Source organism: Microbacterium sp. ZW CA_36, from assembly GCF_044987475.1.
Classification (GTDB): Bacteria; Actinomycetota; Actinomycetes; order Actinomycetales; family Microbacteriaceae; genus Microbacterium.
The window spans coordinates 1-25,538 of record NZ_JBJDRL010000058.1; the positions used below are offsets into that span (position 1 = coordinate 1).

Below are 25,538 nucleotides of genomic sequence, written 5' to 3' on the forward strand. Positions count from 1 at the left end.
GGCGCGGGGCGGGTCACGCGGTCAGGGTATCGCCACTTACGAGCGGTGCACCGCAGTGCCACACTGGGCGCATGTCAACCACCGCCGAGTCGCCGATCGGGCGCACATGGGCTCCTCTGCCGTCCTATGCCGACCACGTGGCGGAGGGTCGCACCGCACGTGAGCAGAACCCTCGCGAAGCGCTCGCCGAGCTGCCCACGAACGATCGCGATCCGATGGGCATCCTGGACGCCCAGGACGCGGACCGCGTCCCTGAGCTCGTTCCCCTGCGCACCGAGCGCATGGCGGCCAGCGCCTTCGCGTTCTACCGGGGAACCGCCGCCCTTATGGCCGCCGACCTCGCCCGCTCGCCGAGCAGCGGCGTGAGCGTCGGGTCGTGCGGCGACGCGCACGTCTCCAACTTCGGGCTGTACGCGTCACCGCAGCGGACCCTCGTCTTCGACCTCAACGACTTCGACGAGTCCGCGTGGGCGCCGTGGGAGTGGGACGTCAAGCGACTGGTCACCAGCATCGTCATCGCCGGGCAGTCGACCGGGCGCTCCGACTCGGTGGTCCGCGAGGCGTCGCTCGATGCGGTGCGCGTCTACGCGCGCTCGATCGGCGCGGGCGCCAAGCGCAGTCCCCTCAAGCGCTACTACGACCGCTTCGACGCCCTGGCCGCCGAGCGAGCCGTCGACGACGAGACGCGCGCCGCCATCGACTCCGCGATCAAGGAGGCCGAGAAGCGCACCGGCGCGCGGGCGGCGAAGAAGATGACGCAGCTCGACGCCGACGGGCGGATCGTCTTCGTCGAGGCGCCGCCGACGATGACCCACATCGACGCCGAGTCCGAGGAGCGCGTCCTCCGCGTCTTCGACCAGTACGTGCAGACGGCGAACATCGACATCCGAGCGCTCCTGCAGAAGTACCGTCTGTCGGACATCGCCCTGCGTGTGGTGGGAGTGGGCAGCGTCGGGACGAGGTGCTTCGTGATCGCCATGCAGGACGGCGACGACGGCGTCCTGCTGCTGCAGGGCAAGGAGGCGGGCAGGAGCGTGCTCATCGAGCACGGCAAGGCCGAGCAGCCGGAAGGCGTCTCGCGGTTCATCGACCAGTTCGGCGACGGCGGGCGCGTGGTCGGGATGCAGCGCATCCTCCAGGCGGTGTCGGACCCGTTCCTCGGTTATGTGGGCCGCACGACGTACGGGGCCCAGCGCGACTTCTACGTCCGCCAGTTCCGCGACAAGAAGGGCGGGTTCGACATGGACGCGCTCGATGACAAGGGGTTCCTCTGGTACGCCGACGCCTGCGCGGCGACGCTCGCCCGCGCACACGGCCAGTCCCCTGCCTCCGCCGCCGTGGCGGGGTATGCCGGAGGGGGTCGCGTCGCGGGCGAGGCGATCCTCGAATGGGCCTACGCGTACGCCGATCTCTCGCGCGCGGACTGGAAGCTGTTCCGGACGCACCGCGGCGTGGAGGCGGCCGCCTGAGCAGGCCTCACGGCGCCTGAGCAGGCCTCACGGCGCTTGAGGGCCTTCGATCCGCATGCGGAGAGAGGCGACGAGCATGTCGAGGCCGATCTCGAAGGCGGCGTCGCTGCGCTCGGAGCCCCCGGCCGCGCCCGCGATCAGCCGGCCGAGCGTCGCGGTGGGCACGTCCGGTCGCCAGATCTCGTCGGGCGACGCGAGGTCCATGCCGAACCCGATCGCATACGCATCGACGACGGCGACGATCGCGAGCACCTCGTCGTCGGCGACCCCTGCGGCGACGAGCGCCGTCGCGAGGCGGTCGTAGCCGGCGATCACATCTGGGTCGGTGATGGTCTTGCCGACGATGAGCGGCACGATGAGCGGATGCTCGGCGTACAGGCGCCGGAGCGCCCGCACGGTGCCGATGACCACGGCATCCCACTCCCCCGTGATGGCCGCGGGCAGATAGCGCCGCGACAGGCGACCGCGCATGAGCTCGACGATCGCGTCCCTGCCGTCCACGTGGTTGTAGAGCGATGACGGCGTCACGCCCAGCCGGCGTGCGAGGGCGTTCACGCCGAACGGCTCGCCCGAGTCGGCGAGGTCGATGGCGGCGTCGGCGATCAGCTCCACCGACAGCAGGTTCACTCTGGGTCTCGGCATCCGTCCTCCATGAGGCATAATAACGAACGGTATTCGTTTAAGCGGACCGCGACGCGGTTCCGGGCACAGGGAGGTTCCCGCATGACCGCGACCGTCTACACCGGGGGGCGCATCTTCACCGCCGGCGCGCAGCCCTGGGCCGACGCCCTCGTCGTCGACGGCGACTCCGTGGTGTTCGCCGGCGACGCGGCGCGCGCGACTGCTGCGGCGGGACCGGATGCCGCCACCGTCGATCTGGGCGGCCGCCTGCTGCTCCCCGGCTTCACCGATGCGCACACCCACCTCGTCATGATGGGCGAGGCTCTCGGCCGGGTCGGGCTCACCGACGCGCGCACGCTGGGCGAGATCCAGGAGCGCCTTCGCGCCGCGCGCGAGGCCCGACCCGACGCGGTGCGCGTGCTCGGACGCGGCTGGCTCTTCGACTCCGTGCCCCGCGGCATCCCCACCGCCGCCATGATCGACGCGGCGGTCGACGACGTGCCGGTGTACCTCGACGCCAACGACTACCACTCGTGCTGGGTCAACACGGCCGCCCTCGCGGAGCTGGGCATCACCCGCGACACCCCCGATCCGCTCGGCGGCCGCATCGGGCGGGATGCCGGCGGCGAGCCCGACGGCATGCTCTACGAGACGGCGGCACAGGCGCACGCGTGGGCGTTCCTGGCCGAGCAGACCGACGACAGCGACCGAGACGCCGCCGTCGAGCGCACGCTCGCCGCGTATGCGGCGAGCGGCGTGACCGGGGCGGTCGACATGGCGTTCGACGAGCTCGGCCTCGCCGCGTTCCAGCGCGCCGCCGAGCGGCGCGGCGGGCGCCTGCCGCTCCGGGTCGCCGCGCACTGGTTCGTCGAGAACACCGGTGACGAGGCCGCGAATCTGGCGCAGGTCGCCCGGGCGGCGGAGCTCGCCGAGACGGTGCGATCACCGTGGCTGCGGGTGGTCGGCATCAAGCTCGTGGTCGACGGCGTCATCGATGCCTGCACCGCCGCGATGCGGCATCCGTATTCCAACGGCTCGAACGCCGAGCCCATCTGGCCGCTCGCCGACATGAAACCCGTCGTCGCCGCAGCCGACGCCGCAGGACTGCAGGTGGCGCTGCACGCGATCGGCGACCTCGCGAGCGACATCGTCCTCGACGCGCTCGAGCACGCGGCGGAGGTCAACGGCCCCCGGGCCCGCCGGCACCGCATCGAGCACCTCGAGTACGCCGCGCCCGGCACCGCCGAGCGGATGGCGCGGCTCAGCGTGACCGCGTCGATGCAGCCCGTGCACGCCGACCCCGCGATCTTCGACAACTGGGCGGCGATGCTCGGCGACGAACGCGTCGACCGCGCCTTCGCGTGGCCCGAGTACGTCGAGGCCGGCGCGCTGCTCGCGTTCTCGACCGACGCGCCGACCGCTCCCCACGAGGCGCTGCCCAACATGTACATCGCGGCCACCCGCAAGTCGGCGCTCGACGGGTCGTTCGCGCCGCGGCATCCGCAGTACGCACTGCCCCTCGAGCAGGCCCTCGCCCACGCGACGAGGGATGCCGCGGCCTCCGTCGGGGACGGCGGGACGCGTGGGCGGCTCGAGGCGGGCCTCGCCGCCGACTTCGCGATCGTCGACGTCGACCCGTTCGCGGCGGGGCCGGAGTCGCTGCTCACCGCCCGCGTCGTGCGCACCGTCGTCGCGGGCGCGACGGTCCACGACGCCGGCACACTCTGACAGCGGCTTCGGGCGTCGCGGATCACGCGCTCGGTGACGCCGGCGCACTCCGACCGCTGCTTCGACAGGTCAACCACGCTTCCACAGGTCAACCACGCTTCCACAGGTCAACCACGCTTCCACAGGTCAACCACGCTTCCACAGGTCAACCACGCTTCCACAGGTCAACCACGCTTCCACAGGTCAACCACGCTTCCACAGGTCAACCGCACTTCCACAGGTCAACCACGCTTCCACAGGAGATCCCGGTTGCCGAACGTCCTGTACAAGCCCGGTTGACCTGTTGCAGAGACCATGCGGAGCGCGGTACGGATCCCGGGATCAGGGGGCGGGAGACGCCGGCGGATGCTGGGCGAGCCACCCGTTCGCGACGCGCTTGGGCACCTTCAGCAGCCAGGCGTCGGTGACGACCTCGCGCAACTGGGCCAGGTCGATGCCGTCGAGGCGTACGAGGACGGCGGGATACCCGTCGAAATGGGGGATGGTGAAGAACGCGTCGGGATAGGTCTCGAGCAGCGCCCGCTTCACCTGCTGCCCGTCGGTCCGCACACCGACGACGTCGCCTGGCGGCCATTCGCGCCCGAGCGCCGCCAGCTGCTCGAGGTCGCGGCCGCTCGGCCCGCGCTGCCAGACGAACGCTCCGGCGGGGGTACGCCAGGAGGCCCCGCCGCGGTGACCGTCGACGCGCTCGACCACCTCGGGAAACCCGAGCGCGATGGCGCGCACGTCGTCGAGAGTCGCCATGACCACCATCATGCGCCCGAAATCCACGCGACACGAAACGTTTCTGTCTCCGTCTCCCGCCGTGTGATGTACTGAAACAGCCGACCGGGGGGAAGACACTTGATGGTACGTACGGAGCGGCCGCGCCTGCGGCGCTGGATCGCAGGGGTCGCAGCGACCCTGCTCGCCACGACAGGTGCCGTCACCGCAGGCATCGCCCAGCCCGCGCCGGCACAGGCGGCCTACCCCGAGACCGTCAATCCGTTCGCCATCGCGGGCGGCTTCACGGTGTACGCCCGGGAGGACGCACTCCTGCAGAACCAGGAGACCGAAGGGAGCATCGCCGTCGGTGGCACAGCGACCGTCGCACCGGCCGCCGCGAGCCAGTACGCGATCATCCATGTCTCCGCCGGCACCGGCGACTACGACCTGCCCACGGTCGACGGCGACCCGACGCGCTTCCTCGTCGGCGAGTACAGCACGGCGAGCACCGGCATCCTGGCGATCACCAGCGCGGGCACCAGCGACCCGGCGCTGTGGGGCGACCTCAAGATGGTGGACCGGGACGGCGGGTGGCAGGCGTTCGCCCGCGCCGACTGGCTGCGCCTGAACCAGAACCCGGCAAACCCGGATCAGACGCCGCTCATCGACTCGACCCATCAGCAGTACCCGGAGGATGCCGCACCCCCGAGCGGTGCCGCGGGCAACAACAGCATCTTCACCGCGAACACCTCCGCCACGGCCGTTGCCGACTATGTCGAGGCCAACCGCGATGCGTCGTGGGAGGAGGCGAGCAGCTGCCTCGACGACATCGCCGACCCCATCGCGGGCGTCGGCTATCCGGTCGAGGTGGCCGAGGACGCCGGCAGCCGCGTCGTGCTGGCACCCCTGAGCGCCGATCAGCCGAACATCGTCGACTACGCCGACATCGCCGGCACGGCGCTGATCCAGTTCTCCCCCGGCCCGACACCGGGCGTCTCGAATCCCCTGGTGATCCGCGTTCCCGCCGGCACCACCGACGTGGTCGGTGCGCGCGCCGACCCTCAGGGCGCCTTCTCGCCGTACATGCTGTGGGACCTCTCCCAGCTCACCGGAGATGTCACCGTGACGGCGGCCGAGGCGAGGATCGACGGCTCGATCTACGCCCCCGAGGCGTCGGTCACCGTCGACGCGGCGCCTCTGGACGGGCAGGTGATCGGCCGGAACGTGACGCTGCAGGGCGGCGAGACGCACTCCTTCCTCTTCTCGAGCGAGATCTCGTGCAGCGCCGACAGCGGCACCTTCGCCGTCCGCAAGGAGCTGTCGGGCATCGCACCCGACGATCTGCCCGCGGGCACCACGTTCACCGTGAACTACATCGCCGCGGAGCCGGATGGCACCGTCGCGACGGGGACGCTCGAGGTGCCGGCCGATGGCACTCCCGTCGTCGCCGACAGCCAGTTCCCGATCGGCACCACCGTCGAGTTCGAGGAGATCGCGCCGGAGTCCGTGCCCGGATGGCTCTGGGGCGATCCGACGATCGACCCGAATCCGCTCACCATCGGCGCCGGCACGGCGCAGGTGGTGGTCACGAACACCGCGACCGCGCAGACGGGCACGTTCAGCATCGCGAAATCGATCGAGGACGTGTCAGGCGGTCAGCCGGGTGAGCCGTCCCAACCCACCGTCCCCGTGGCGTGGACCGCGACCTTCGGCGGCGAGCAGATCGGCTCAGGCACGCTGGATGTGCCGTTCGACGGCACTGTCGTCGACGTCGGTCAGGACTTCCCGGTCGGCACCGTCATCGTGCTCACCGAGGAGCTCGACGGCATCGAGCCTCCGGTCGGCTACGAGTGGGCGGGCGCGCACTGGACTCCCGGACGCACGTTCGTCATCGGCGAGACCGGCACAGTCGCCGTCGAACTGGTCAACGCCGTCACGCCCGCCGAGACCGAGCGCACCATCACCATCGTGAAATCGGCCCTCGGAGACGCCGCCGACCCCGCTTACGAGTTCGCCGTCAGCTACAACACCGACCCGCCGGGCACCCGCACGACGCGAGTGCTCCCCGTCGGCGATCCCGAGCTGCTCGACGATGTCGAGGCCGGTGCCGAGGCGCTGCAGCTGGCGGAGCTGATACCGACGGTGAACGGCACGCCCGTCGATCCGGACGACTGGTTCACGCCCGTCATCCGCGTCACGGTCGACGGTGTCGTGACCGAGTACCGTCCCGGGAACTTCGAGGGAGCCGGTCCGCTCGAGACCGCGATCGTCTCGATCCCGCTGCCGGAATCGGGCGACATCGCGATCGAGGTCGTGAACGCGCTGCGCGAGGGCACCTTCGACGTGGCGAAGGCGTTCACAGGCATTCCCCCCGAGAGCGTGCCCTCCGGCCTCGAGGTCACGGTGACCTGGACGGCGACACTGCCCACGGGCGCCGTCGAGACCGGCACCATGCGCGTCTCCGGCGACGGCACACCGGTGAGTCCGGTCGATGACCGCGGCGCGCCGCTCACCTTCCCCTTCGGCACGGTGGTGACCTTCGAGGAGCAGGCCGCACCGGCCGTCCGCGGCGTGATGTGGGGACCCGCGACGTTCGACCCCGACGAGCTCGTGATCGGCGCCGACGGCGAGCTCGTCGTGAGCACGACGCTCACCAACGACGCCACGCTGATCACCGGCACGTTCCAAGTGGTCAAGGACCTCGTCGGGATCGATCCGGACGAGCTGCTCGTCGACTCCTTCACTGTCGCCTACATCGCGCACATCCCCGGGCAGGACCCGGTGACAGGCACCTTCTCGCTCCCCGCCGACGGCACGCCTGCCGGTCCGGTCGACGAGACGGGCGCGCCGCTCGAGTTCCCGATCGGCACCGCCGTGGACCTCGCCGAGACCGAGGTCGAGGCATCCGCTCTGCCGCCAGGGTTCGAGTGGGGCGAGACGATCTGGAGCCCGTCGAGCCACGTCGTGGTCGAGTTCGGCACGACCCCTGTGCTCGAGGTCACCAACACCGCGGTCGAGCTGACGCGCTGGGCCGTGACGAAGGTAGTGGACGGGGATGCCGCATCCGCCGTGCCTTCCGGGACGACGTTCCCCGTCGACTGGTGGTGGGACGGCGTGGCCCAGCCGCGCGTGGAGCTCACCCCGAACGTCCCGGTGTATTCGCCGTACTTCCCGGTCGGAACCATCCTCGAGGTGCAGGAGGGCGAACTGCCCTCCGTGCCCGGCGTCGACTGGGGCGCTCCGGTGTGGACCGTCGACGGAGAGACTCTGACACCCGAGGCGAACGGGCGAACGCTGCTGCCCATGTCGGTCGCCCGCGATACCGACGTGGCCGAGCTCACGCTGACGAACACGGCGGTGACCCGGCCGCTTCCGGCGACCGGTGGCGGCGCGATCTCGCCGCTGGTCCCGATCGGCTCGGTCGTGCTGATCGCCCTCGGTGCACTGCTGGCCACGCGACGGACGCAGCGCACACGGCGCACCTGACGTCAGGCGCTCCACCGCCGCGAGGGTGGGGCCGGCCACGCGTGCCCGTCCTCGCCGCGGATCAGCGCGCATGCGCCGTTGCCCACGAACGCAGACGGCCTATTCGCTGGAGTGGAACACCCCGATGCGATCGCCGTCGCGGACGAACTGCAGTGCGCTGCCGTCAGGGAAGCGCGCACGCAGCTCTTCGGGACTGTTGCTGTCGATCGCGAACTGCACGGTGGCAGGGAAGACGCCCACCCGACAGCCGGAGTAGATCGGTCCGTTCATCGACCAGGAGTTCGTGTCGGCGTCGTCGGCGGGCAGCTGGTCCGTCGCGACGATCGTGAAGCAGTCGGTTCCGTTCCCGGCGGAGCTGAAGCCGCCGGCGGCCTCGAAGAGAGTGAGTCCGTAGTACTCGTAGGCGGCCGAGCTCAGCCCGGCGCCGAACCAGCCCGCGGGCACGTCCACCAGCGTGTCGGGCTCGAGGGTGGCGATCTGCTCGGCACCGCTGGAGACCGAGACGGGAGCCATCGACGTGATCGCATAGGTGACTCCGGCTGCGACGGTGGCTGCCACAACCACCGACAGCACCCACAGCAGTCGCGTGCGCAGGCGCAGGCCGCCCTTCGGTGGCGCGGGATCGGCGCTGGTGGACGTCGAGTCCGCCTCTGCCACGAGGTGCTCGCCTGACGGCGACTCGCCGTGACCCTCGACGTGCCGCGTCGGCTGCGAGTTCGGCTGCGACGCGGGAACCCGCGGGGACGAAGGCTCGGCCTGCGCCGCCGGTTCGGTTCTCGCCGCTGCCGACTCGTGCTCCGCCGGCACGGCAGGCGTGTGGACCAGTGCGACCGCGTCGGATGCCGCCCCCGGCCGCTCGCGAGCCTCGAGTTCGCGCAGTCGTCTCAGCGCGGCCGGGTCCTGGTCGATGTCGGCCGAGGGACCGTACGCGCGGGCCCGGAGTGCGCGCAGTTCGTCGAGGGTGGCAGTGTCCATCCCTTGCATAGTGCCAGCATGCGGCCGGCGCCTGTGAGGAGGAGCGGCGAACCTGGGGAGAGTGCAGAGAGGAGGGCAGCGTCAGTCGACGCGCTTCGGCCGGTACGTCCGGCCGAAGCTGCGCTCTGCGCCCTCGTAGATCTCGACCAGCTCCCAGTCATAGCGGCGCCCGCCGGGGACATCGAAGATGCGGGTGCCGTCGCCGAGGAACACCGGCGCGACGAAGACCTGCAGCTCGTCGATGAGGTCATGCTCGAGGGCCTGGCGGGCGATGTCTGCGCTGATGATCTGCACGTCCTTGTCGCCTGCTATCTCCTGCGCCCGGCGGATCGCCTCGACGACGGTGCAGTTCACCGCGACGATGGAGGCGTCGTCCGCGATCTCGTGAGGACGATGCGTCAGGATGAACTCCGTTCCCGACCAGGCGCCGCCGTAGGCCTCGGAGGTCACCTCGTCCCGCTCGTCCTGCTGGGCCTTCGCCGCGTCGTAGCCGTCTCTCCCGGAGATGATCACCCCGACCTCGGCCGCCATGCGCTCGGTGGCGCCCGGCGCCATCGGCTCCGCTGCCGACAACCAGCTCATGTCATGATCAGGCCCGGCGATGAACCCGTCGATCGAACAGGTGAATCCCCACGCGACCTTGCCCATGTCTGAACCTCACGATGTCGGCAGCGAGAACTCTCGCCGTGCGGATGTCGACCAGCCTCCTGCAGAACCCTAGCGAGCCGGCCGACATCTCGCGTCGGAGGGAGGATTCCGCACGGGGTGTGCTGCTCCCTCGGTGCCTCCCCACCGCAGCGAAGCGACCAGACTGATTGACTGGACGGATGGCTCACCATCCCGCTGCCGATGCCGATCCCGATGCTGATGCCGAGGTGGCCGTGCGCGCCGCGTCGGCCGGTGCCGCCGTCGCGCGAGCGCGCTACAACACCGGAAGCCGGCGTACGGCCGATCGAGGTCTCGACTTCACGACGGAAGCCGACGTCGAGACGGAGCGCGCGATCCGTGACGTGCTCGCCGAGCTGCGGCCGGGCGACGCGATCGTGGGCGAGGAACTCGGATCCAGCGGCGACGGGCGCCGCCGGTGGCTGGTCGATCCGATCTGCGGCACGCTCAACTTCGCTGCCGGCATGCCCCTGTTCGCCGTGAACGTCGCACTGGACATCGATGACGTCACCACCGCCGCCGCGGTCGCCGATCCCGCAGCCGGCGACGTGTTCTGGACGGACGGCGTGGCTGCCTGGCATCGCACTGCGGCGATCGAGGCCGAAACCGGCGCCGACCGCCGCCTGCAACCGGCTTCGTCGTCCCGGCTGGTCACCGTGAACCTGGAGTCCAGCTTTCCTGATGACAGCGGCACCCGCCTGCTGTCGGACGAGGTCTTCCGCGCGCGGTTCAGCCCCCGCTTCCTATCGACCACGCTGGCTCTCGCGTGGGTCGCCACCGGCCAGCAGGCCGGCTACATCACCGGGGGCGATCTGCGCGGCAGCGTCCACTGGACGGCCGGGATCGCGCTGTGCCGTGCGGCGGGCGCGGTCATCACCAACCTCGCCGGCGACGAGCTGCACACCGGCGACCACGGCCTGGTGGCTGCCGCGGATGCCGAGACGCACGCCTTCCTGCTCGACCGACTTCACACAGCGGACGGCGAGGCGGCGTAGCGCGTCAGTCGCCTGCGGACTGCTCGCGGTCCTCGGCGGCCGGCGCGATCGGCGTGCGGGGTCGCCACACGACGACCTCGGTCGCCCGCCGCATGCGGGTGCCGTGGCGCAGGGTCACGACGTTGCCGGTGGAACCGGCGGCGAACACCCGGGCGCCGGGGCGCTTCTCGAGCTCCGCTCGCATGCGGTCCTCGAGGTCTCGCACGCGCCCGTGCAGCTCCTGCACGCGGTTCTCGAGCTCGAGGATCCGCACGATGGCGGGCAGTCCGATGCCGTCCGCCGACATGCGCGCCACCTCGCGCAGCTGCTCGACGTGCCGTAGCGAGTAGCGACGCGAACCGCCCTGGGTGCGGGCGGGCACGACGAGTCCCAGCCGGTCGTACTGGCGGAGGGTCTGCGGGTGCATGCCCGACAGCTCGGCGGCGACGGCGATCGCGAAGATCGGGGCATCCTCGTCGATGTCGTGCGGTTCAGCCATGCCCCTCACCTCCTTCTCACACACCCGGTCGTTGAGCGAGCGACGAACGTGGCCGCTCAACGACCGACTTCATCATGATTTCAGCCCTGCGCCTTCGCCATGAGGTCGGCGCGCGGGTTCTCCTTGGGCTCGAGGCTCTGGAAGCGCTCGAGCGCCTCGCGGGCGGCGTCGTCGAGGTGCGAGGGCACCGCGACCTGCACCTCGGCGAGGAGATCGCCGGTGCCCTTGGCGGTCTCGACGCCCCTCCCCTTGACGCGCAGCACGCGGCCGGACGGCGTGCCCGGCGCGACGCGCAGCCGCACCGGGTCGCCTCCGAGCGTGGGCACCTCGATGGTGGCGCCGAGCGCCGCCTCGGTGAACGTGACCGGCACGGTGACGCGCAGGTTGAGCCCGTCGCGGGTGAACACCGGATGCGGGCGCACCGCGACCTGCACGACGATGTCGCCGTTCTCTCCGCCGTCGGGCGACGGGCGGCCGCGCCCGCGCAGACGGATCTTCTGCCCGTCCGACACCCCGGCAGGGATCTTCACCTTGAACGGCTTGCCGTCCTCACCCTGCAGCGAGATGGTCTCGCCCTTGGTCGCCGTGACGAAGTCGATCGTCGTGCGCGCCGTGACGTCGGCCCCGCGGGTCGGGCCGCCGTAGCCGCGGAAACCACCGGTCGACTGCCCGAACCGGCCCGTGCCGAAGCCCGCACCCTGCTGCTGGTTGAACATCGCGAAGATGTCGTCGAAGTCCTCGGCGTTCTGGTACCGCGCGCCGCGGCCCTGATTGAACATCGAGAAGACGTCCTCGAAGCCGCCTGCTCCACCCTGGCCGCCCGCGGTGAAGCGGGCGCCCGAGCCCATCGCGCGGATCTGGTCGTACTCCTTGCGCTGCTCCGCATCGGAGAGCACCGAGTACGCCTCGCTGACCTCCTTGAACTTCGCTTCGGCGGCAGCGTCACCCTGATTGGAGTCGGGGTGGTACTTCCGTGCGAGCTTGCGGTACGTCTTCTTGAGGTCAGCCTCGCTGACGTCCTTCGAGACGCCGAGCACCGAGTAGAAGTCCTTGTCGAACCAGTCCTGACTGGCCATGGTGCTCCTTCGGGCTAGTCGGCAGGAACCGCGACGACGACCTTCGCCGGACGCAGCTCCACCGAGCCGAGGCGGTAGCCGATCTCGACGACCTCGAGGATCGTGGTCTCGGTCGCGCCGGGCGTCGGCACCTGGAAGATCGCCTCGTGGTGCTGCGGATCGAAGACCTCTCCGGCTGCGCCGTAGGTGGTCAGTCCCATGCGCTCGGCGACGCCGCGCAGCTTCACGGCGATCGCGGCGAACGGCGAGCCCTCTTCGAGGTCCCCGTGCTTCTCGGCGCGGTCGAGGTCGTCGAGCACCGGCAGCAGGCCCTTCGCGACCGCGCCCTGGGCACGCTCGATCTCGACCTCGCGCTGCTCCTCGGTGCGACGGCGATAGTTGGCGTACTCCGCCTGCAGTCGCTTGAGGTCGTTCAGCAGCGCGGACTCGAGGTCGGCCAGCACGGCGTCCTCGGCCGCGGCATCGGCGTTCTGCGCCGACCCGAGGATGTCGTCCACCGTCAGCTCGTCGCCCTCGTCCGGCTCTTCTCCGTCCTGCGGGACGGGGCCGGAGGCCTGTGCCTCCGACCCCTCCTCGTCAGGACGGACCTCTTCCTCGTCGCCGGCTCCCGAGCCGGCCGTGGGGTCGTGGTCCTTGTCGGCCATGGTTACTTCGACTCCCCTGAGCTTGCCGAAGGGTTCTCTTCGTCTTCGTCGATGACCTCGGCGTCGACGACATCCTCGTCGGAGTTCGTCGCACCCTGGGCGTCACCAGACTCAGAACCGGTCCCCGAGCCTGCCGAAGCGTCCGGAGCCGACTGAGCGGCCTGGCCGGAGGCGTAGATCGCCTCGCCGAGCTTGCCCTGGCTCTGGTTGAGCTTGTCGAACGCGGTCTTCACGGCCTCGTCGTCCTCGCCCGCGAGCGCGGTCTTGAGAGCGTCGACGTCGCCCTGGACCTCGTTCTTGACGTCCTCGGGAAGCTTGTCCTCGTTCTCCTTGATGAGCTTCTCGATCGAGTACGACAGGGTCTCGGCCTGGTTGCGCACCTCGGCGGCCTCGCGGCGCTTCTTGTCTTCGGCGGCGTGCTCCTCGGCCTCGCGCACCATGCGCTCGATGTCGTCCTTCGGCAGCGACGAGCCGCCGGTGATCGTCATCGACTGCTCCTTGCCGGTGCCCTTATCCTTCGCCGAGACGTGGACGATGCCGTTCGCGTCGATGTCGAAGGTGACCTCGACCTGCGGGATGCCGCGCGGAGCCGGCGCGATGCCGGTCAGCTCGAACGTGCCCAGTGGCTTGTTGTCGCGGGTGAACTCGCGCTCGCCCTGGAAGACCTGGATGGCGACCGACGGCTGGTTGTCGTCAGCAGTCGTGAAGGTCTCGCTGCGCTTGGTCGGGATGGCGGTGTTGCGCTCGATGAGCTTCGTCATGATGCCGCCCTTGGTCTCGATGCCGAGGCTCAGGGGTGTGACGTCGATGAGGAGGACGTCCTTGCGCTCGCCCTTGAGGACGCCGGCCTGGAGGGCCGCGCCGACGGCGACGACCTCGTCCGGGTTCACGCCCTTGTTGGGCTCCTTGCCTGCCTCACGCTGCACGAGCTCCGATACCGCGGGCATGCGGGTCGAACCGCCGACGAGCACGACGTGGTCGATGTCGCCGACCTTGATGCCGGCCTCGCGGATGACGTCCTCGAACGGCTTCTTGGTGCGGTCGAGGAGGTCCTTGGTGAGGTCCTCGAACTTCGCGCGCGTGATCGTCTCCGACAGCGAGACGGGGCCCGAGTCGGTCAGCGACAGGTACGGAAGGTTCACCGAGGTCGAGGTCGAGCTCGAGAGCTCCTTCTTCGCCTGCTCGGCGGCCTCCTTGAGGCGCTGCAGCGCGATCTTGTCGCCCGAGACGTCGACACCGGTGGTGTCCTTGAACTGCTTGATGAAGTAGTCGACGAGACGCTGGTCCCAGTCGTCGCCGCCGAGGCGGTTGTCGCCGGCGGTCGCGCGCACCTGGATGGTCGAGAAGTCGTCGTCCTTGCCCACCTCGAGGAGGGAGACGTCGAACGTGCCGCCACCGAGGTCGAAGACGAGGATGAGCTCGTCCTCCTTGCCCTTGTCGAGGCCGTACGCGAGCGCCGCCGCGGTCGGCTCGTTGATGATGCGCAGGACGTTGAGGCCCGCGATCTCGCCGGCCTCCTTGGTGGCCTGGCGCTCGGCGTCGTTGAAGTAGGCGGGGACCGTGATGACGGCATCCGTCACCGTGTCGCCGAGGTACTGCTCGGCGTCGCGCTTGAGCTTCTGGAGGATGCGCGCGGAGATCTCCTGCGGCGTCCACTTCTTGCCGTCGACCTCGAACGTCCAGTCGGTGCCCATGTGGCGCTTGACCGACGAGACGGTGCGGTCGACGTTGGTGACGGCCTGGCGCTTGGCGGTCTCGCCGACGAGCACCTCGCCGTCCTTGGTGAATGCGACGACCGACGGGGTCGTGCGGAAACCCTCGGCGTTCGCGATGACCTTGGGCTCGCCGCCCTCGAGGACGCTCACGACCGAGTTGGTCGTACCGAGGTCGATTCCAACAGCACGTGCCATGTGTATCTCTCCTTCATATGGACGCAGAACGGATGCCGGCGCCCGGGGTCGATGGGAAGTCTGCTCGCGTCCCCACCCCACTCGTCGAGGTTGAGTCGCGATGGCTCAACCATACGCCCGGGGTGCGGCATCCGTCAAATCAAAGTTGATACGACCTGGCTCAAGTTGGCGTGCGGCGCGTTCAGTGCTCTCACCGGCACTCGCGCAGGCGATCGGCGTCGTAGAGACCGGTGTCGACGCCCGACAGCTTCTCGACGACACCGACGGCGGCGGGCCAGTAGCGCGCGTAGTGCTGCGGGTCGGCGTTGACCTGGGTGCGGTGAGCGACAAGGGTCGGCGCCAGCGCCGGCCTCTCGCCGTCGGGGACGGCCTTCGCCATCGCGCGGTAGAACAGCGTGGCCGCGGTGTACGGGTCCATGCGCTGTTCACGGCTGCCCCAGCTGTCCTGCTGCTGGAACAGTCCGACCGAGGTGGTGCGGCTGCCGTCGGGATTGGTGACGCCGCTCGTCTCCCAGTCGCCGTGGTCGAGGTTGCGCAGGGACGACTCCCCCATGGCGGTCATGACGCCGATCGCCTGGTCGCGCGCCGACAGGCCGAGGTCGCTGCCCGCGCCCATGATGACGGCGGCGTTGTCGAGCTGCTCGGTGTTCCACTGGGACACGGATGCCGGGGCCTCACCGGGCGCGAGGGCGAAGCTCGCGCAGTCCCCGAAGCCGCGGGCGGCGCTGCCGACGACCGTGAACACGGCGGCGATGCCCGCGACCGTGACGATCGCGATGGTCACGATCGCGACGATCAGTGCCGACCGCAGCCGCCGGGCACGGACTGCGGCCGCACGCCGGCGCGCGGCGGTGGAGCGGCGCCGGCCACTCGGCACGGGACGCGACGCGCTTCGCTTCTTCGCGGGAGCAGGGCGGCGCGCGCCGGCTCGTGAGGGGACGGATCGCGCCATGGGGGAAGTCTCGCAGTCACACCTGGGAGCGGCCCGCTCACCCGAGCATCGTCCCCTCCGCGGCCTCGTTCGGCTTCGGGTCGGGCAGGCGCCGCATGCGGAGCGCGTTCAGCGCGCCCAGCAGCGCAGCGAGGATGGGGATCAGCAGCGCGACCTGCAGCGCGATGTGGCGGGCTTCGGTGTTGATGCGGACGACCTCGGCGGCGGCCGCCGGGGGCTCGTCTGCGAGGAGCTCTTCGAGGCCCGTGTTCGACATCAGCTCGGCATCCTCCTCGAGTACGGTCGCGACCTGCTCCTGCTGGTCCGCCGACAGCACCGTGCTCGAGTATGCGAGCGATGTGAACGACGCGGCGAGGGTCGCGAGCATGATGGCGCCGGCGAACGCGAGACCGAAGGAGAGCCCGAAAGACCCTGCCGCCGAGTTGACTCCGGCGGCCTCGCTGACCCGCTCGTCGGAGATCGGCGACAGAGTGTAGTTGTTGAGCTGCGAGACGAGCAGGCCGAGGCCCGACCCGGCGATGATGAGCGGCACCGCGAGGTACCAACCCGAGTCGGCGATCGGTACGAGGGGCACGATGGCGACGAGACCGACGAGGGCGAGCGAGAAGCCCATGAGGATGAGGTTCGCCGGGCGCCCCTTGCCCCGCCGGCCCGCCCAGATCGCCACCACGAACATGCTGAGCGACAGCGGTGCGATCGACAGGCCCGCCTGCAGCGCGTTGTACTCGAGCACCATCTGCAGGTAGAGCGGCAGCACGATCATCGTGCCGCCGAGCGCGACCTGCTGAAGGAGCTGCCCGCTCACCCCGGTGCGGAACGGCTTCGACGAGAACAGCGCCGGGTCCAGCAGCACCGGCTTACCCCGCTTCTTGCGCGCGTTGAGCCACCACGCGAGCCCGCCGAGCGCGACGAGGCCGAGGCCGATCAGGAGCGCGACATAGCCGCCGCCCTCCTGCCAGACCAGGATGCCGAGCACGACGCCGCCCATGCCGACGACCGACAGCCCCGCGCCGACGAGGTCGATGGAGCGGTCTCCGTGGTACTTCACGTCCTTCACGAGACCGAGGCCCAGGAGCACCACGGCGATGATGACGGCCTCGAGCGCGAATGCGACCCGGTACGACCAGAACGTCGTGATGAATCCGCCGAGCAGCGGGCCGACCGCCGCCGCGATGGCGGCGGAGGCGCCCACGAGCGCGTAGACGCGCTTCTGGTGATCGCCGGCGAAGTTGCCGTGGATGAGCGACTGCATCGACGGCAGGAGGAGGGATGCGCCGATGCCGCCGATCACCGCCCAGAAGATGATGACGGCGGTGAGGCTCTGTGCGAACGTCATCGCCACCGCGCCGACCGCATAGCCGAGGAGGCCCAGGGTGTAGGCGAGCTTCCGGCCGATGAGGTCGCCGATCTTGCCGCCGAGCAGGATGAAGGCGGCCGACACCAGGGCTTCGAGCGCGATCGCACCCTGCACGCCGCTGGCGGTCGTGTCGAGCTCGGTCACCACCGCCGAGATCGAGACGTTCATGATCGAGGTGTCGACCACGAGGACGAACATCGCCATCGCGAGAAGGATGGCGAGGCGCCCATTGAAGGCCGGCGCGGGCGGGGTATCCCCAGTCATGGACGAAGCAAACCACCCGGCGCCCCTCGAGCGCTACGGTGAGTGCGCACCCGCCGTTCACCGAAGGGCCCTACCGTGACCGACATGAGCTCCCCCGCCCCCGGATCGGACGAGCCCGGCGCTGCCGCGCAGCCCGCCGGCGCCCCCGGCGCGGGCAGCCCTCCGGAGCACGTCCTGTCGACGGCGGCGCTCAACACCGACGGACTGGACGAGACCCCGGTCCCCCGGCGACGGGTGTTCGCCTGGGCGCTGTGGGACTGGGCGACGCAGCCCTTCAACTCGGTCATCCTGACGTTCGTCTTCGTGTCGCTGTACCTGGTGTCGGACGCGTTCCTCCCCGCCGGCGTCGCGGCGCAGAACGCCGACGGCGAGATGGTGTGCTCGCGGGCGGCGGACGCGGCGACGGAGTACTGCGGCGCCCTCTCGGATCTCGCGGAGTGGTACGGCTGGGTCACCTTCGCCGCCGGCATCCTGATCCTGCTGCTGGCACCCGTGCTCGGCCAGCGCGCCGACGCGGCGGGCACCAAGAAGCGCTGGGTGGTCGGTGCGACCGCCGTGCTGGCGCTGCTGCAGTTCGCGCTCTTCTTCGTCTACGCCGAGCCCCAGTTCTTCTGGCTCGGAGCGATCCTCGTCGCACTCGGATCGGTCGCCTCCGAGATCGCGGGCGTCAACTACAACGCGATGCTGGTGCAGGTCTCGACTCCGAAGACGATCGGCCGCGTCAGCGGTCTGGGCTGGGGGCTCGGGTACATCGGCGGCATCCTGGCCCTCGCTCTCGTCGTGGTGCTCAACACCTTCGACTGGTTCGGGCTCGACGTGTCGGACGGGCTGGCGTACCGCCTCATCGCGGTCGGCGCCGCGATCTGGACCGTGCTGTTCGCGCTCCCCTTCGTCTTCCTCGTGCCCGAGTCGCCGGCGAGCCCCGACCGCCGGCGCGTCGGCTTCTTCGAGGGCTACGTCGTGCTCGTGCGCGACATCGTCGCGCTCTTCCGCGAGCACCGGCCGACGTTCTGGTTCCTGATCGCCAGCGCCGTCTATCGCGACGGCCTGGCCGGCGTCTTCGCCTTCGGCGGAGTGCTCGCCGCCGTGTCGTTCGGCTTCAGCGCGACCGAGGTCATCGCGTTCGGCATCGCGCTGAACCTCGTCGCCGGCGTGTCGACGATCATCGCCGGCCGCCTCGACGACCGGTTCGGCGCCCGCGCGGTCATCATCACGGCGCTCACCATCCTCATCGTGAGCGCGCTGTTCGTCTTCTTCCTGCGCGAGGGCGGCAAGCCGGTGTTCTGGGTGGGCGGCATCCTGCTGTCGGCCGCGGTCGGCCCCGCCCAGGCATCCAGCCGATCGCTGCTCGCCCGCGTCACCCCCGCCGGCATGCAGGGTGAGGTGTTCGGTCTCTACGCCACCACCGGCCGCGTGATGAGCTTCCTGTCGCCGCTGCTCTGGGCCGCGTTCATCGGCTGGTTCGGCGCGACGCACTACGGCATCCTCGGCATCGTGATCGTGCTGCTCGCGGGACTCCTCCTGCTGCTGCCGGTGAAGGTGAGGCCCGCGGACATCGCAGCGGCGCCGGCGCGCAGTCCGCGCTGAGTCGCGGCGTCCGCGCGACCGGCCGGAAGCACCGCCGCATCGGATACCCTCGCAATCGGTGAGAATTCACCGGTGCGACTGGGGGGCCGTCGCGCTTCCCGCGCTGCAGCCGATTCCCGAGAGGCACCGTGTCGATCCCTCGCACCCCCCGACGACTCGCCGAGCGCCGACGCGCCGCGCGTCATCGCCGCGCGGTCGGGTACTGGGGCGTGCTGCTGGCGATGCTCATCTCGCTGTGGATCGGCACGACCGTCGTCCCCCCCGCGTGGCTGCACACTCCTGCGCTCTTCGGCCACCTCGCGTCGGTGATCGTGGGGCTCGGCGCCGCGGTCCTCCTCGAGATGAGCGGACTGCTCTGGATGCTGCGCCGCGCCGGTCTCGACGACCTCCGCCGCGTCGAGCGCACGGTGAGCGGGCTCGCGTGGCTCGGCATCGTCGGGCTGCTCGGGACCGGCGCGTTCCTGCAGCCGGACCTCGGCCAGCCGCTCACGGCGATCAAGATGATCGCCGTGCTCGTCGCGGCGATGAACGGGGTCGGGATGACGCGACTGACCGACGAACTCGCCCGGCTCCCCAGCGGCGTGCGGTTCGCGGCGCTCCCCCGGAGGCTCCAGGCATGGTGCGTCTGGAGCGCGGTCGTGTCGCAGTCGGCGTGGTGGACGGCGGTGCTGATCGGGATGCTGAACACCGCCTCACGGTGATCTCTCGGCATCCTCACCCTCGCCTCGCAACCGCGAGGGGGTTAGGCTCAAGCCTTACCGGACTACCCGGCCGGTGACCCCCCGCCCGGCCTCACGGCCGCATCGACCTCGAGGATGCCCATGCGCGATCGCACGCGCGGCGACGAGGACGCGCCCGGACCCCGCCGCGGCCAGTCCTCTCAACCGGCGACCGCTGCCCTTCCCGCAGCGTCGTCCTCCGCTTCCACTCCCCCCTTCTCCGCAGCCGGATCGGCGACGAAGCCGCCTCAGCCGACGAAGCCGTCGGCGATCGAGCAGCGCCGTGAGCACCGCCGCAAGCGCCGCCGCCAGATGCTGATCTGGACCACCGTCGTCGGCATCGTCGTGCTGGTCGGATCGATCAGCACGGTGTCGTACGCGATCGTCTCGAACTTCGCCGGGCCCGAGCCTGTCGCGGAGGACCCCGCGCCGGCAGCCCCCGCCGTCGTCGAGCCGATCGAGTTCCCGCAGGACGAGCCGGCCGCGACTGCCGGCGCCCAGCCGTGCGCCACCGTGAGCGTCCTGTCGTCGTTCGAGAACGCCGAGATGGTCGAGGGCCTCGCCGCCGCCTACAACAGCCAGCCCCGCAATGTCGCCGGCTCGTGCGTGACGGTGACGACGACGAAGGACAAGTCGGGCGTCGCCGCCGCGGTGGTGGCCACCGGCTTCCCGAGCCTGCCCGACGACCAGAAGCCCACCGTGTGGCTGCCGGACTCCTCCACCTGGGTCGACGTCGCCCAGTCGCAGGGTGCCACCAACCTGCGCGCCGAGGGCACGAGCGTCGGCATCTCGGACGTCGTGATCGCGATGCCCGAGAACCTCGCTGAGACCATCGGATGGGATGCCGAGGCCCCGACGTGGAGCGCCATCTTCGAGGCCGCCGGCGACCCCGACCTGTGGAGCGGTCTCGGCCACCCCGAATGGGGCGCGTTCAAGCTCGGCAAGACCAGCCCGCTGATGGCGACCTCGGGCGAGGCGGCGATGTACGCGTCCTACGGCACGGCGGCAGGCTCGCTGGCCGAGCTCACCGCCACCCAGGTGCAGGATCCCGGCGTCGAGGCCCAGGTGCACCAGAACGAGACGGCGACCAGCCACTACATGGCGACGCCGGAGCACTTCCTCTGGCACGCGCGCCAGGCCGAGGCATCCGGTTCCACCGCCGACTTCCTCTCGGCGGTCATCGTCGACGAGAAGTCGGTGTGGGACTACAACCGCGGCATCACCAGCCGTGACGGCATCACCCGCACGCAGGGCGAGCCGCCGTCGGAGCAGCTCGTGCCCATCTACCCCGCCGACGGGTACTACTCCGCCGACAACCCGGTGATGCGCCTCACCGGCGAATGGATCGATCCGGTCGAGGCCGAGGCCGCCGCCGACTTCATCCGCTTCACGCACACCGCCCAGGGCCAGTCGGCCGTGCGCGCCGCCGGCTACCGCGACCTCAACCGCGCGCTCGACGAGAGCGTCGAGAAGGTCGGCCAGCTCCAGGGCGCACAGCGCGGCACGCTCGCGTTCCCCGCCGCCGACGTGGTGACGGCCGTGCAGGCGTCGTTCCCCGAGGTGCGCAAGCGCGCGAACGTGCTGTTCCTGCTCGACGTCTCGGGGTCGATGGACGAGCCCATCCCCGCGGGCGACACGAAGCTCGCCCAGGCGCGCAAGGCCATCGAGGCGGCGCTCGGGCACTTCACCACCGGCGACGACGTCGGGCTCGCCGCGTTCGCGCAGGGGCCGGACGGTGCGATGCTGCCGGGCCTGGTCTCGCCGGTCACCGACATCGGAACGTCGCGCGACGGGTTCCTCGGGGCCCTCGGCGGACTCAGCTCGATGGGCGACACGCCTCTGTACCAGGCCGTCGACACGTTCGCCGCGCAGCAGGCAGCGTCCTGGACGAGCGACCACATCAACGCGATCGTGCTGCTCAGTGACGGCGAGAACGACACCCCCAACGCCCCCACCATCGGCGCCGATCAAATGCTCGCGAACCTGAAGGACATGCACCACGCGACCCCGGTGCTCATCTTCACGCTCGCCTACGGTGCCGACGCGGACGTGGCGACCCTACAGTCGATCTCGAGCGCGACCGGCGCGCACTACTACGACGCGACCGACCCGTCCAAGCTCGAGGCCGTGCTCGGCGATCTCGTCACGAGCTTCTGACCCGCGGAGCGGCCTGGACGAGCGAGACGAAACGCCCTCCAACGCCGGTCTAACGCCGGTCGTTGAGCGAGCGAGGAACGAGCGAGACGAACGCCCTCCCACGCCGGTCGTTGAGCGAGCGAGGAACGAGCGAGACGAAACGCCCCGGACCGTCTCGCACCGCTCAGCGCGTTTCGTCGCGCTCGCTGGCGCTCCCTCGCTCAACGACCGGTTGGTGACGCCCCGGGCCAGGAGTCGGCGAGCTTGGTGAGGAGGCGCGCGAGCTCGGCGCGCTCGTCGTCGGTGAAGGCCGCGAGCGCTGCGTCCATGGCCTCGCGCCGCTCGCCCCGGAAGCCGCGCACCAGCCGGGTGCCGGCATCCGTCAGAGCCACACGCGTGCGGCGCGCGTCGTCGGGGTCGGCCTCCCGGCGAGCCAGTTCGAGCTCGACGGCCTGCTGCACCAGCCGCGACGCGCGGGGCTGATCGACCCCCACGGCGTCGGCGATCTCGCCCACCGACAGTGGGTGGGATGCCGCGGCCAGCGCCTCGAGCAGCCGCAGGCGTGCGGGTCCGCCGATGCGGCCGGCGCCGCCCCAGGGCGGCGGTCCGCCGAACCCGGGCGGCCCGCCGAAGCCCGGGACGACTCCACCGCGCCCCCACGGTCCGCCGCGTCCACCGCGGCCGGCGAAGCCTCGGATGTCGTCGCCGTGCCCGTGATCCGGCGCGTCGTCGCCGTGATCGGCGCCGGCGCCGTGCGCTCCGACGTGGCCATGGGCGCCGTGAGTCCCGGCATGACCGTGGGAGTGGGGCCCTCCGCCGTGCGGACCGGCGCCCTCGGCCCACGGCGGGCGCGGCATGCGTCGACCGCGCAGCCGGGCGAGCGCGGCCGCGATGGCGTCGGACGGGTCGTCGGGAGTGGACGGCATGCGTCCAACTTACATGTGACTTGACATGCATCCCAACTGCATGTCACACTGCATGTACATGCACTTCGACATGTAAAACGTGGCGGCTTCTCACGCCGCCCCTCCCCGAAGGACTTCACACATGAGCGACAACACAGACAACGAAGAGAACGACAACGAGAACGAGACCGGCGCTCCCCGCCCCACCGACCGCCGCCCCCTGGGCCATTGGCTGCGAGCCGTCGACGCACTGCTGACGCGCGAGTTCGCGACGGCGCTCGAGGCCGAGGGCATCACCCGCCGCGACTGGATGCTGCTGAACGTGCTCTCGGGCGACGTCGACGCCCCCGGCTTCCGTGAGCGCCTGGCCCGCAAGGGCAAGCGCCTGCGCGGCCTCGAGGAGCGCGGCTGGGTCGTCGAGCAGGGCGACGGAACCTGGGCGCTCACCGATCTCGGCCGCTCCGAGAAGGAGCGCATCGGCACCGTCGTCGACGGCATCCGGTCGCGGGTCGTCGCCGCGGTCGGCGACGACGAGGCGTACGCCGCGCTGACCGCCTCCCTCGAAGCGGTCGCCCGCGAGTTCGGCTGGGACGAGAACTCCGCCGGCCGCGAGCGCGGCTTCGGAGGGTTCGGAGGGTTCGGGCGGCCCGGCTTCGGCCGCGGCGGCGCCCCTGGCTTCGGACCCGAGTTCGGCGGCCGCGGCTTCGGACCGGGCCGGGGGCCGGGCTTCGGCGGGCGTCCGCGTCCGTTCGATCCCGACATCCACGACGGCTACGGCCACAACCGCCACCGCGGCTTCACTCCCGGGCGCCCCGGCCACCCGGCCGAGCGCTTCGACGAGCCCATGCGCGGCTACGGTGAGCACGGCTGCGCGGGCAACCACCCGCACGCCGGCCACAGCCACCACGACCACGAGGGCGACGAGCACGGCGACCACCGTCACCACGGCGGTCCCCACCACCAGGGCGACCACGGTCACGGCCACCAGGGCCACCGCGGCGGCCCGCGCACCCAGCGCGCGTACGAGCGCGGCTTCGACGCCGGGTTCGCCCGAGGCCGCGAGGCCGCCGGCGCCGCCTGACCCCCGGCATCCACCCCGCTCGCCTGTCACGATCTGCGGCCGCACGCCGCACTTCGTGACAGGCGAGCGGGGTTTCACGGACCCGGTGTCACGCGCGCGTCACACGCGGAAGGCAAAATGGGCAGGTGACCAACGCGCCCGCGCTCCTCGCCATCTCGCACGGAACGGCGTCGCCCGCCGGGCAGACGGCCGTGGCGGGGCTGGTGGATGCCGTCGCACGGCGCCTCCCGGAGGTCACCGTGCGCCTCGGGCACGTGGACGTGCAGCAGCCCGATGTCGCGGCATCCCTCGACGCGATCCCGGAGGGCACGCCGGTCGTGATCGTGCCCCTGCTGCTGTCGGCCGGGTACCACGTGCGCGTCGATCTCATCGCGCAGACCGCGGGCAGGGAGGGCATCGTCATCGCCCCGGCACTCGGCCCCGACCCCCGGCTCGTCGATGCTCTCGTGGCACGACTCGCGCCGCTCGCCCCGGCGGCCGGCGACGCGCTCGTGCTCGCGGTGGCGGGATCCAGTGACGACCGCGCGAACGAGGACTGCCGCGTCACCGCGATGATGCTCGGCGAACGCCTCGGGCGCGAGGTGTCGGTGGGCTTCCTCGCCGCCGCCGACCCGCGGCTCGACGTCGCGGTGGCACAGGCCGCTGCGACACCGGCCGCGCGCACCGTGGTGGCGGACTACCTCCTGGCGCCGGGCTACTTCCACGACCTCGCCGTGCGGATGGCGGGCGGCGCCCCCGTGGCGCCGCCGCTCCTCGGCGACGACGAGCCGCCGGTGTCCCTGGTCGACATCGTCGTCGATCGCTACCGCGCGGTCGCCTCTTTATCGGACTGAGTCCACGAACGCGTCCACCCGCAACTGTGTGACGCCCCGTTACGCCGGTTAACGGCTCTTGACGTTCGGATAGGCCCTCGGCCCGGTCGCTTCTAGCCTCACGGAATGGACTCGTTAGAGTCCGCCCGGGGACGCCCGGGATCACCCGGAGGCCACCGTGACCATCAGCGAAACCGAAGCGCGCGCTGCGTCGGAACGCCCGCGCGCCGCCGTGCGACCGCCGCGGGCGTCGTCGAAGCCGAACGGCCAGTGGAAGATCGACGGCACCGCGCCGCTCAACGGCAACGAGGAGTGGAAGCAGGTCGACAACGGCCTCAGCGTCCGCGACCGCATCGAGCAGACCTACTCGAAGGGCGGCTTCGCCTCCATCGACCCGACCGACCTGCACGGCCGGTTCCGCGTGTGGGGTCTGTACACCCAGCGCAAGCCCGGGATCGACGGCGGCCGCACCGCGACCCTGACCCCCGAAGAGCTCGAAGACGAGTTCTTCATGCTGCGGGTCCGCATCGACGGCGGCCAGTTGACCACCGCGCAGCTGCGCGTGGTCGCCGGCATCTCGACCGAGTTCGGCCGCGACACCGCCGACATCACCGACCGCCAGAACATCCAGCTGCACTGGATCCGCGTCGAGGACGTGCCCGAGATCTGGCGCCGCCTCGAGGCGGTGGGCCTGCAGACCACCGAGGCGTGCGGCGACGTGCCGCGCGTCGTGCTCGGCTCGCCCGTGGCAGGCATCGCCGCCGACGAGCTCATCGACCCCACGCCGCAGATCGACGAGATCACGTCGCGCTTCATCGGCGACGAGACGCTCGCGAACCTCCCCCGCAAGTTCAAGTCGGCGATCACCGGACACCCCAGCCAGGACGTGGTCCATGAGATCAACGACGTCGCGTTCGTCGCCCTCGAGCACCCCGAGCTGGGCGTCGGCTACGACCTGTGGGTCGGCGGCGG

At 70.9% G+C, this 25,538-nt stretch carries 20 protein-coding genes and 1 pseudogene; 10 read left to right on the forward strand and 11 right to left on the reverse strand.

Going from position 1 to position 25,538, the window contains the following annotated elements:
- Positions 1-71 precede the first annotated feature (71 nt).
- A complete protein-coding gene (locus ACI3KX_RS17900) occupies positions 72-1,469 on the forward strand; it encodes a DUF2252 domain-containing protein (RefSeq protein ID WP_349425590.1) in 1,398 nt (465 codons plus the stop codon).
- Between the two features lie 27 nt (positions 1,470-1,496).
- Here ACI3KX_RS17900 and ACI3KX_RS17905 read toward each other — a convergent pair whose 3' ends face one another.
- On the reverse strand, positions 1,497-2,111 hold the full coding sequence (locus ACI3KX_RS17905) for a TetR/AcrR family transcriptional regulator (RefSeq protein ID WP_404910563.1): 615 nt from the start codon (positions 2,109-2,111) through the stop codon (positions 1,497-1,499).
- Between the two features lie 81 nt (positions 2,112-2,192).
- Here ACI3KX_RS17905 and ACI3KX_RS17910 point away from each other — a divergent pair, with 81 nt between their 5' ends.
- Positions 2,193-3,818 carry an amidohydrolase gene (locus tag ACI3KX_RS17910; RefSeq protein ID WP_404910564.1) on the forward strand — a complete coding sequence of 542 codons (1,626 nt, stop codon included), beginning with the start codon at positions 2,193-2,195 and terminating at the stop codon, positions 3,816-3,818.
- 321 nt (positions 3,819-4,139) lie between these two features.
- Here ACI3KX_RS17910 and ACI3KX_RS17915 read toward each other — a convergent pair whose 3' ends face one another.
- Positions 4,140-4,562 carry an MmcQ/YjbR family DNA-binding protein gene (locus ACI3KX_RS17915; protein WP_404910565.1) on the reverse strand — a complete coding sequence of 141 codons (423 nt, stop codon included), beginning with the start codon at positions 4,560-4,562 and terminating at the stop codon, positions 4,140-4,142.
- Positions 4,563-4,664: 102 nt separating this feature from the next.
- Here ACI3KX_RS17915 and ACI3KX_RS17920 point away from each other — a divergent pair, with 102 nt between their 5' ends.
- On the forward strand, positions 4,665-8,009 hold the full coding sequence (locus ACI3KX_RS17920) for a collagen-binding domain-containing protein (protein ID WP_404910566.1): 3,345 nt from the start codon (positions 4,665-4,667) through the stop codon (positions 8,007-8,009).
- A 99-nt stretch (positions 8,010-8,108) separates the two neighbouring features.
- On the opposite strand, the gene ACI3KX_RS17925 is transcribed toward ACI3KX_RS17920, so the two are convergent.
- On the reverse strand, positions 8,109-8,984 hold the full coding sequence (locus ACI3KX_RS17925; protein ID WP_404910567.1) for a hypothetical protein: 876 nt from the start codon (positions 8,982-8,984) through the stop codon (positions 8,109-8,111).
- 81 nt (positions 8,985-9,065) lie between these two features.
- Positions 9,066-9,632: a dihydrofolate reductase family protein gene (locus tag ACI3KX_RS17930; RefSeq protein WP_404910568.1), complete on the reverse strand. Its 567-nt coding sequence runs from the start codon at positions 9,630-9,632 to the stop codon at positions 9,066-9,068.
- A 179-nt stretch (positions 9,633-9,811) separates the two neighbouring features.
- On the opposite strand from ACI3KX_RS17930, the gene ACI3KX_RS17935 reads away from it, so the two are divergent.
- Positions 9,812-10,645 (forward strand): inositol monophosphatase family protein, encoded by an 834-nt coding sequence (locus tag ACI3KX_RS17935; protein WP_404910569.1) that lies wholly within the window; start codon positions 9,812-9,814, stop codon positions 10,643-10,645.
- Positions 10,646-10,649: 4 nt separating this feature from the next.
- Here ACI3KX_RS17935 and ACI3KX_RS17940 read toward each other — a convergent pair whose 3' ends face one another.
- The 6 genes from ACI3KX_RS17940 to ACI3KX_RS17965 form a co-directional block, all read right to left on the reverse strand.
- The gene (locus tag ACI3KX_RS17940) at positions 10,650-11,123 is read right to left on the reverse strand and encodes a heat shock protein transcriptional repressor HspR (protein ID WP_363355631.1); all 474 of its coding nucleotides are present in this window, start codon (positions 11,121-11,123) and stop codon (positions 10,650-10,652) included.
- Positions 11,124-11,203: 80 nt separating this feature from the next.
- Positions 11,204-12,199 (reverse strand): DnaJ C-terminal domain-containing protein, encoded by a 996-nt coding sequence (locus ACI3KX_RS17945; RefSeq protein WP_349425599.1) that lies wholly within the window; start codon positions 12,197-12,199, stop codon positions 11,204-11,206.
- Between the two features lie 14 nt (positions 12,200-12,213).
- The gene (locus ACI3KX_RS17950; RefSeq protein WP_363355633.1) at positions 12,214-12,843 is read right to left on the reverse strand and encodes a nucleotide exchange factor GrpE; all 630 of its coding nucleotides are present in this window, start codon (positions 12,841-12,843) and stop codon (positions 12,214-12,216) included.
- 2 nt (positions 12,844-12,845) lie between these two features.
- Positions 12,846-14,753 carry a molecular chaperone DnaK gene (gene dnaK / locus ACI3KX_RS17955; protein ID WP_363355635.1) on the reverse strand — a complete coding sequence of 636 codons (1,908 nt, stop codon included), beginning with the start codon at positions 14,751-14,753 and terminating at the stop codon, positions 12,846-12,848.
- A gap of 190 nt (positions 14,754-14,943) precedes the next feature.
- Entirely contained in the window at positions 14,944-15,705 is a 762-nt protein-coding gene (locus ACI3KX_RS17960) for a peptidase M23 (protein WP_404910570.1), read from the reverse strand.
- A 37-nt stretch (positions 15,706-15,742) separates the two neighbouring features.
- Complete coding sequence (locus ACI3KX_RS17965) at positions 15,743-17,326, reverse strand: MFS transporter (RefSeq protein ID WP_404910571.1); 1,584 nt, start codon at positions 17,324-17,326, stop codon at positions 15,743-15,745.
- Between the two features lie 84 nt (positions 17,327-17,410).
- Between ACI3KX_RS17965 and ACI3KX_RS17970 the strand changes: the two genes are divergently transcribed.
- The 3 genes from ACI3KX_RS17970 to ACI3KX_RS17980 all read left to right on the forward strand — a co-directional run bounded on the left by ACI3KX_RS17970 (position 17,411) and on the right by ACI3KX_RS17980 (position 21,789).
- A complete protein-coding gene (locus ACI3KX_RS17970; RefSeq protein ID WP_404910572.1) occupies positions 17,411-18,913 on the forward strand; it encodes an MFS transporter in 1,503 nt (500 codons plus the stop codon).
- Positions 18,914-19,041: 128 nt separating this feature from the next.
- Entirely contained in the window at positions 19,042-19,614 is a 573-nt protein-coding gene (locus ACI3KX_RS17975) for a hypothetical protein (protein WP_404910573.1), read from the forward strand.
- Positions 19,615-19,734: 120 nt separating this feature from the next.
- Positions 19,735-21,789, forward strand: a complete 2,055-nt coding sequence (locus ACI3KX_RS17980) for a substrate-binding domain-containing protein (RefSeq protein WP_404910574.1) — start codon at positions 19,735-19,737, stop codon at positions 21,787-21,789.
- 200 nt (positions 21,790-21,989) lie between these two features.
- On the opposite strand, the gene ACI3KX_RS17985 is transcribed toward ACI3KX_RS17980, so the two are convergent.
- Positions 21,990-22,694, reverse strand: a complete 705-nt coding sequence (locus ACI3KX_RS17985; RefSeq protein WP_404910575.1) for a MarR family winged helix-turn-helix transcriptional regulator — start codon at positions 22,692-22,694, stop codon at positions 21,990-21,992.
- A gap of 121 nt (positions 22,695-22,815) precedes the next feature.
- Between ACI3KX_RS17985 and ACI3KX_RS17990 the strand changes: the two genes are divergently transcribed.
- The 3 genes and pseudogenes from ACI3KX_RS17990 to ACI3KX_RS18000 form a co-directional block, all read left to right on the forward strand.
- Positions 22,816-23,754 (forward strand): hypothetical protein, encoded by a 939-nt coding sequence (locus tag ACI3KX_RS17990; protein ID WP_404910576.1) that lies wholly within the window; start codon positions 22,816-22,818, stop codon positions 23,752-23,754.
- A 125-nt stretch (positions 23,755-23,879) separates the two neighbouring features.
- Positions 23,880-24,587, forward strand: coding sequence for a sirohydrochlorin chelatase (locus tag ACI3KX_RS17995; protein ID WP_404910577.1), 708 nt, complete (start codon positions 23,880-23,882; stop codon positions 24,585-24,587).
- 157 nt (positions 24,588-24,744) lie between these two features.
- Positions 24,745-25,538 (forward strand): annotated as a pseudogene (locus tag ACI3KX_RS18000) (nitrite/sulfite reductase); the annotation flags it as partial.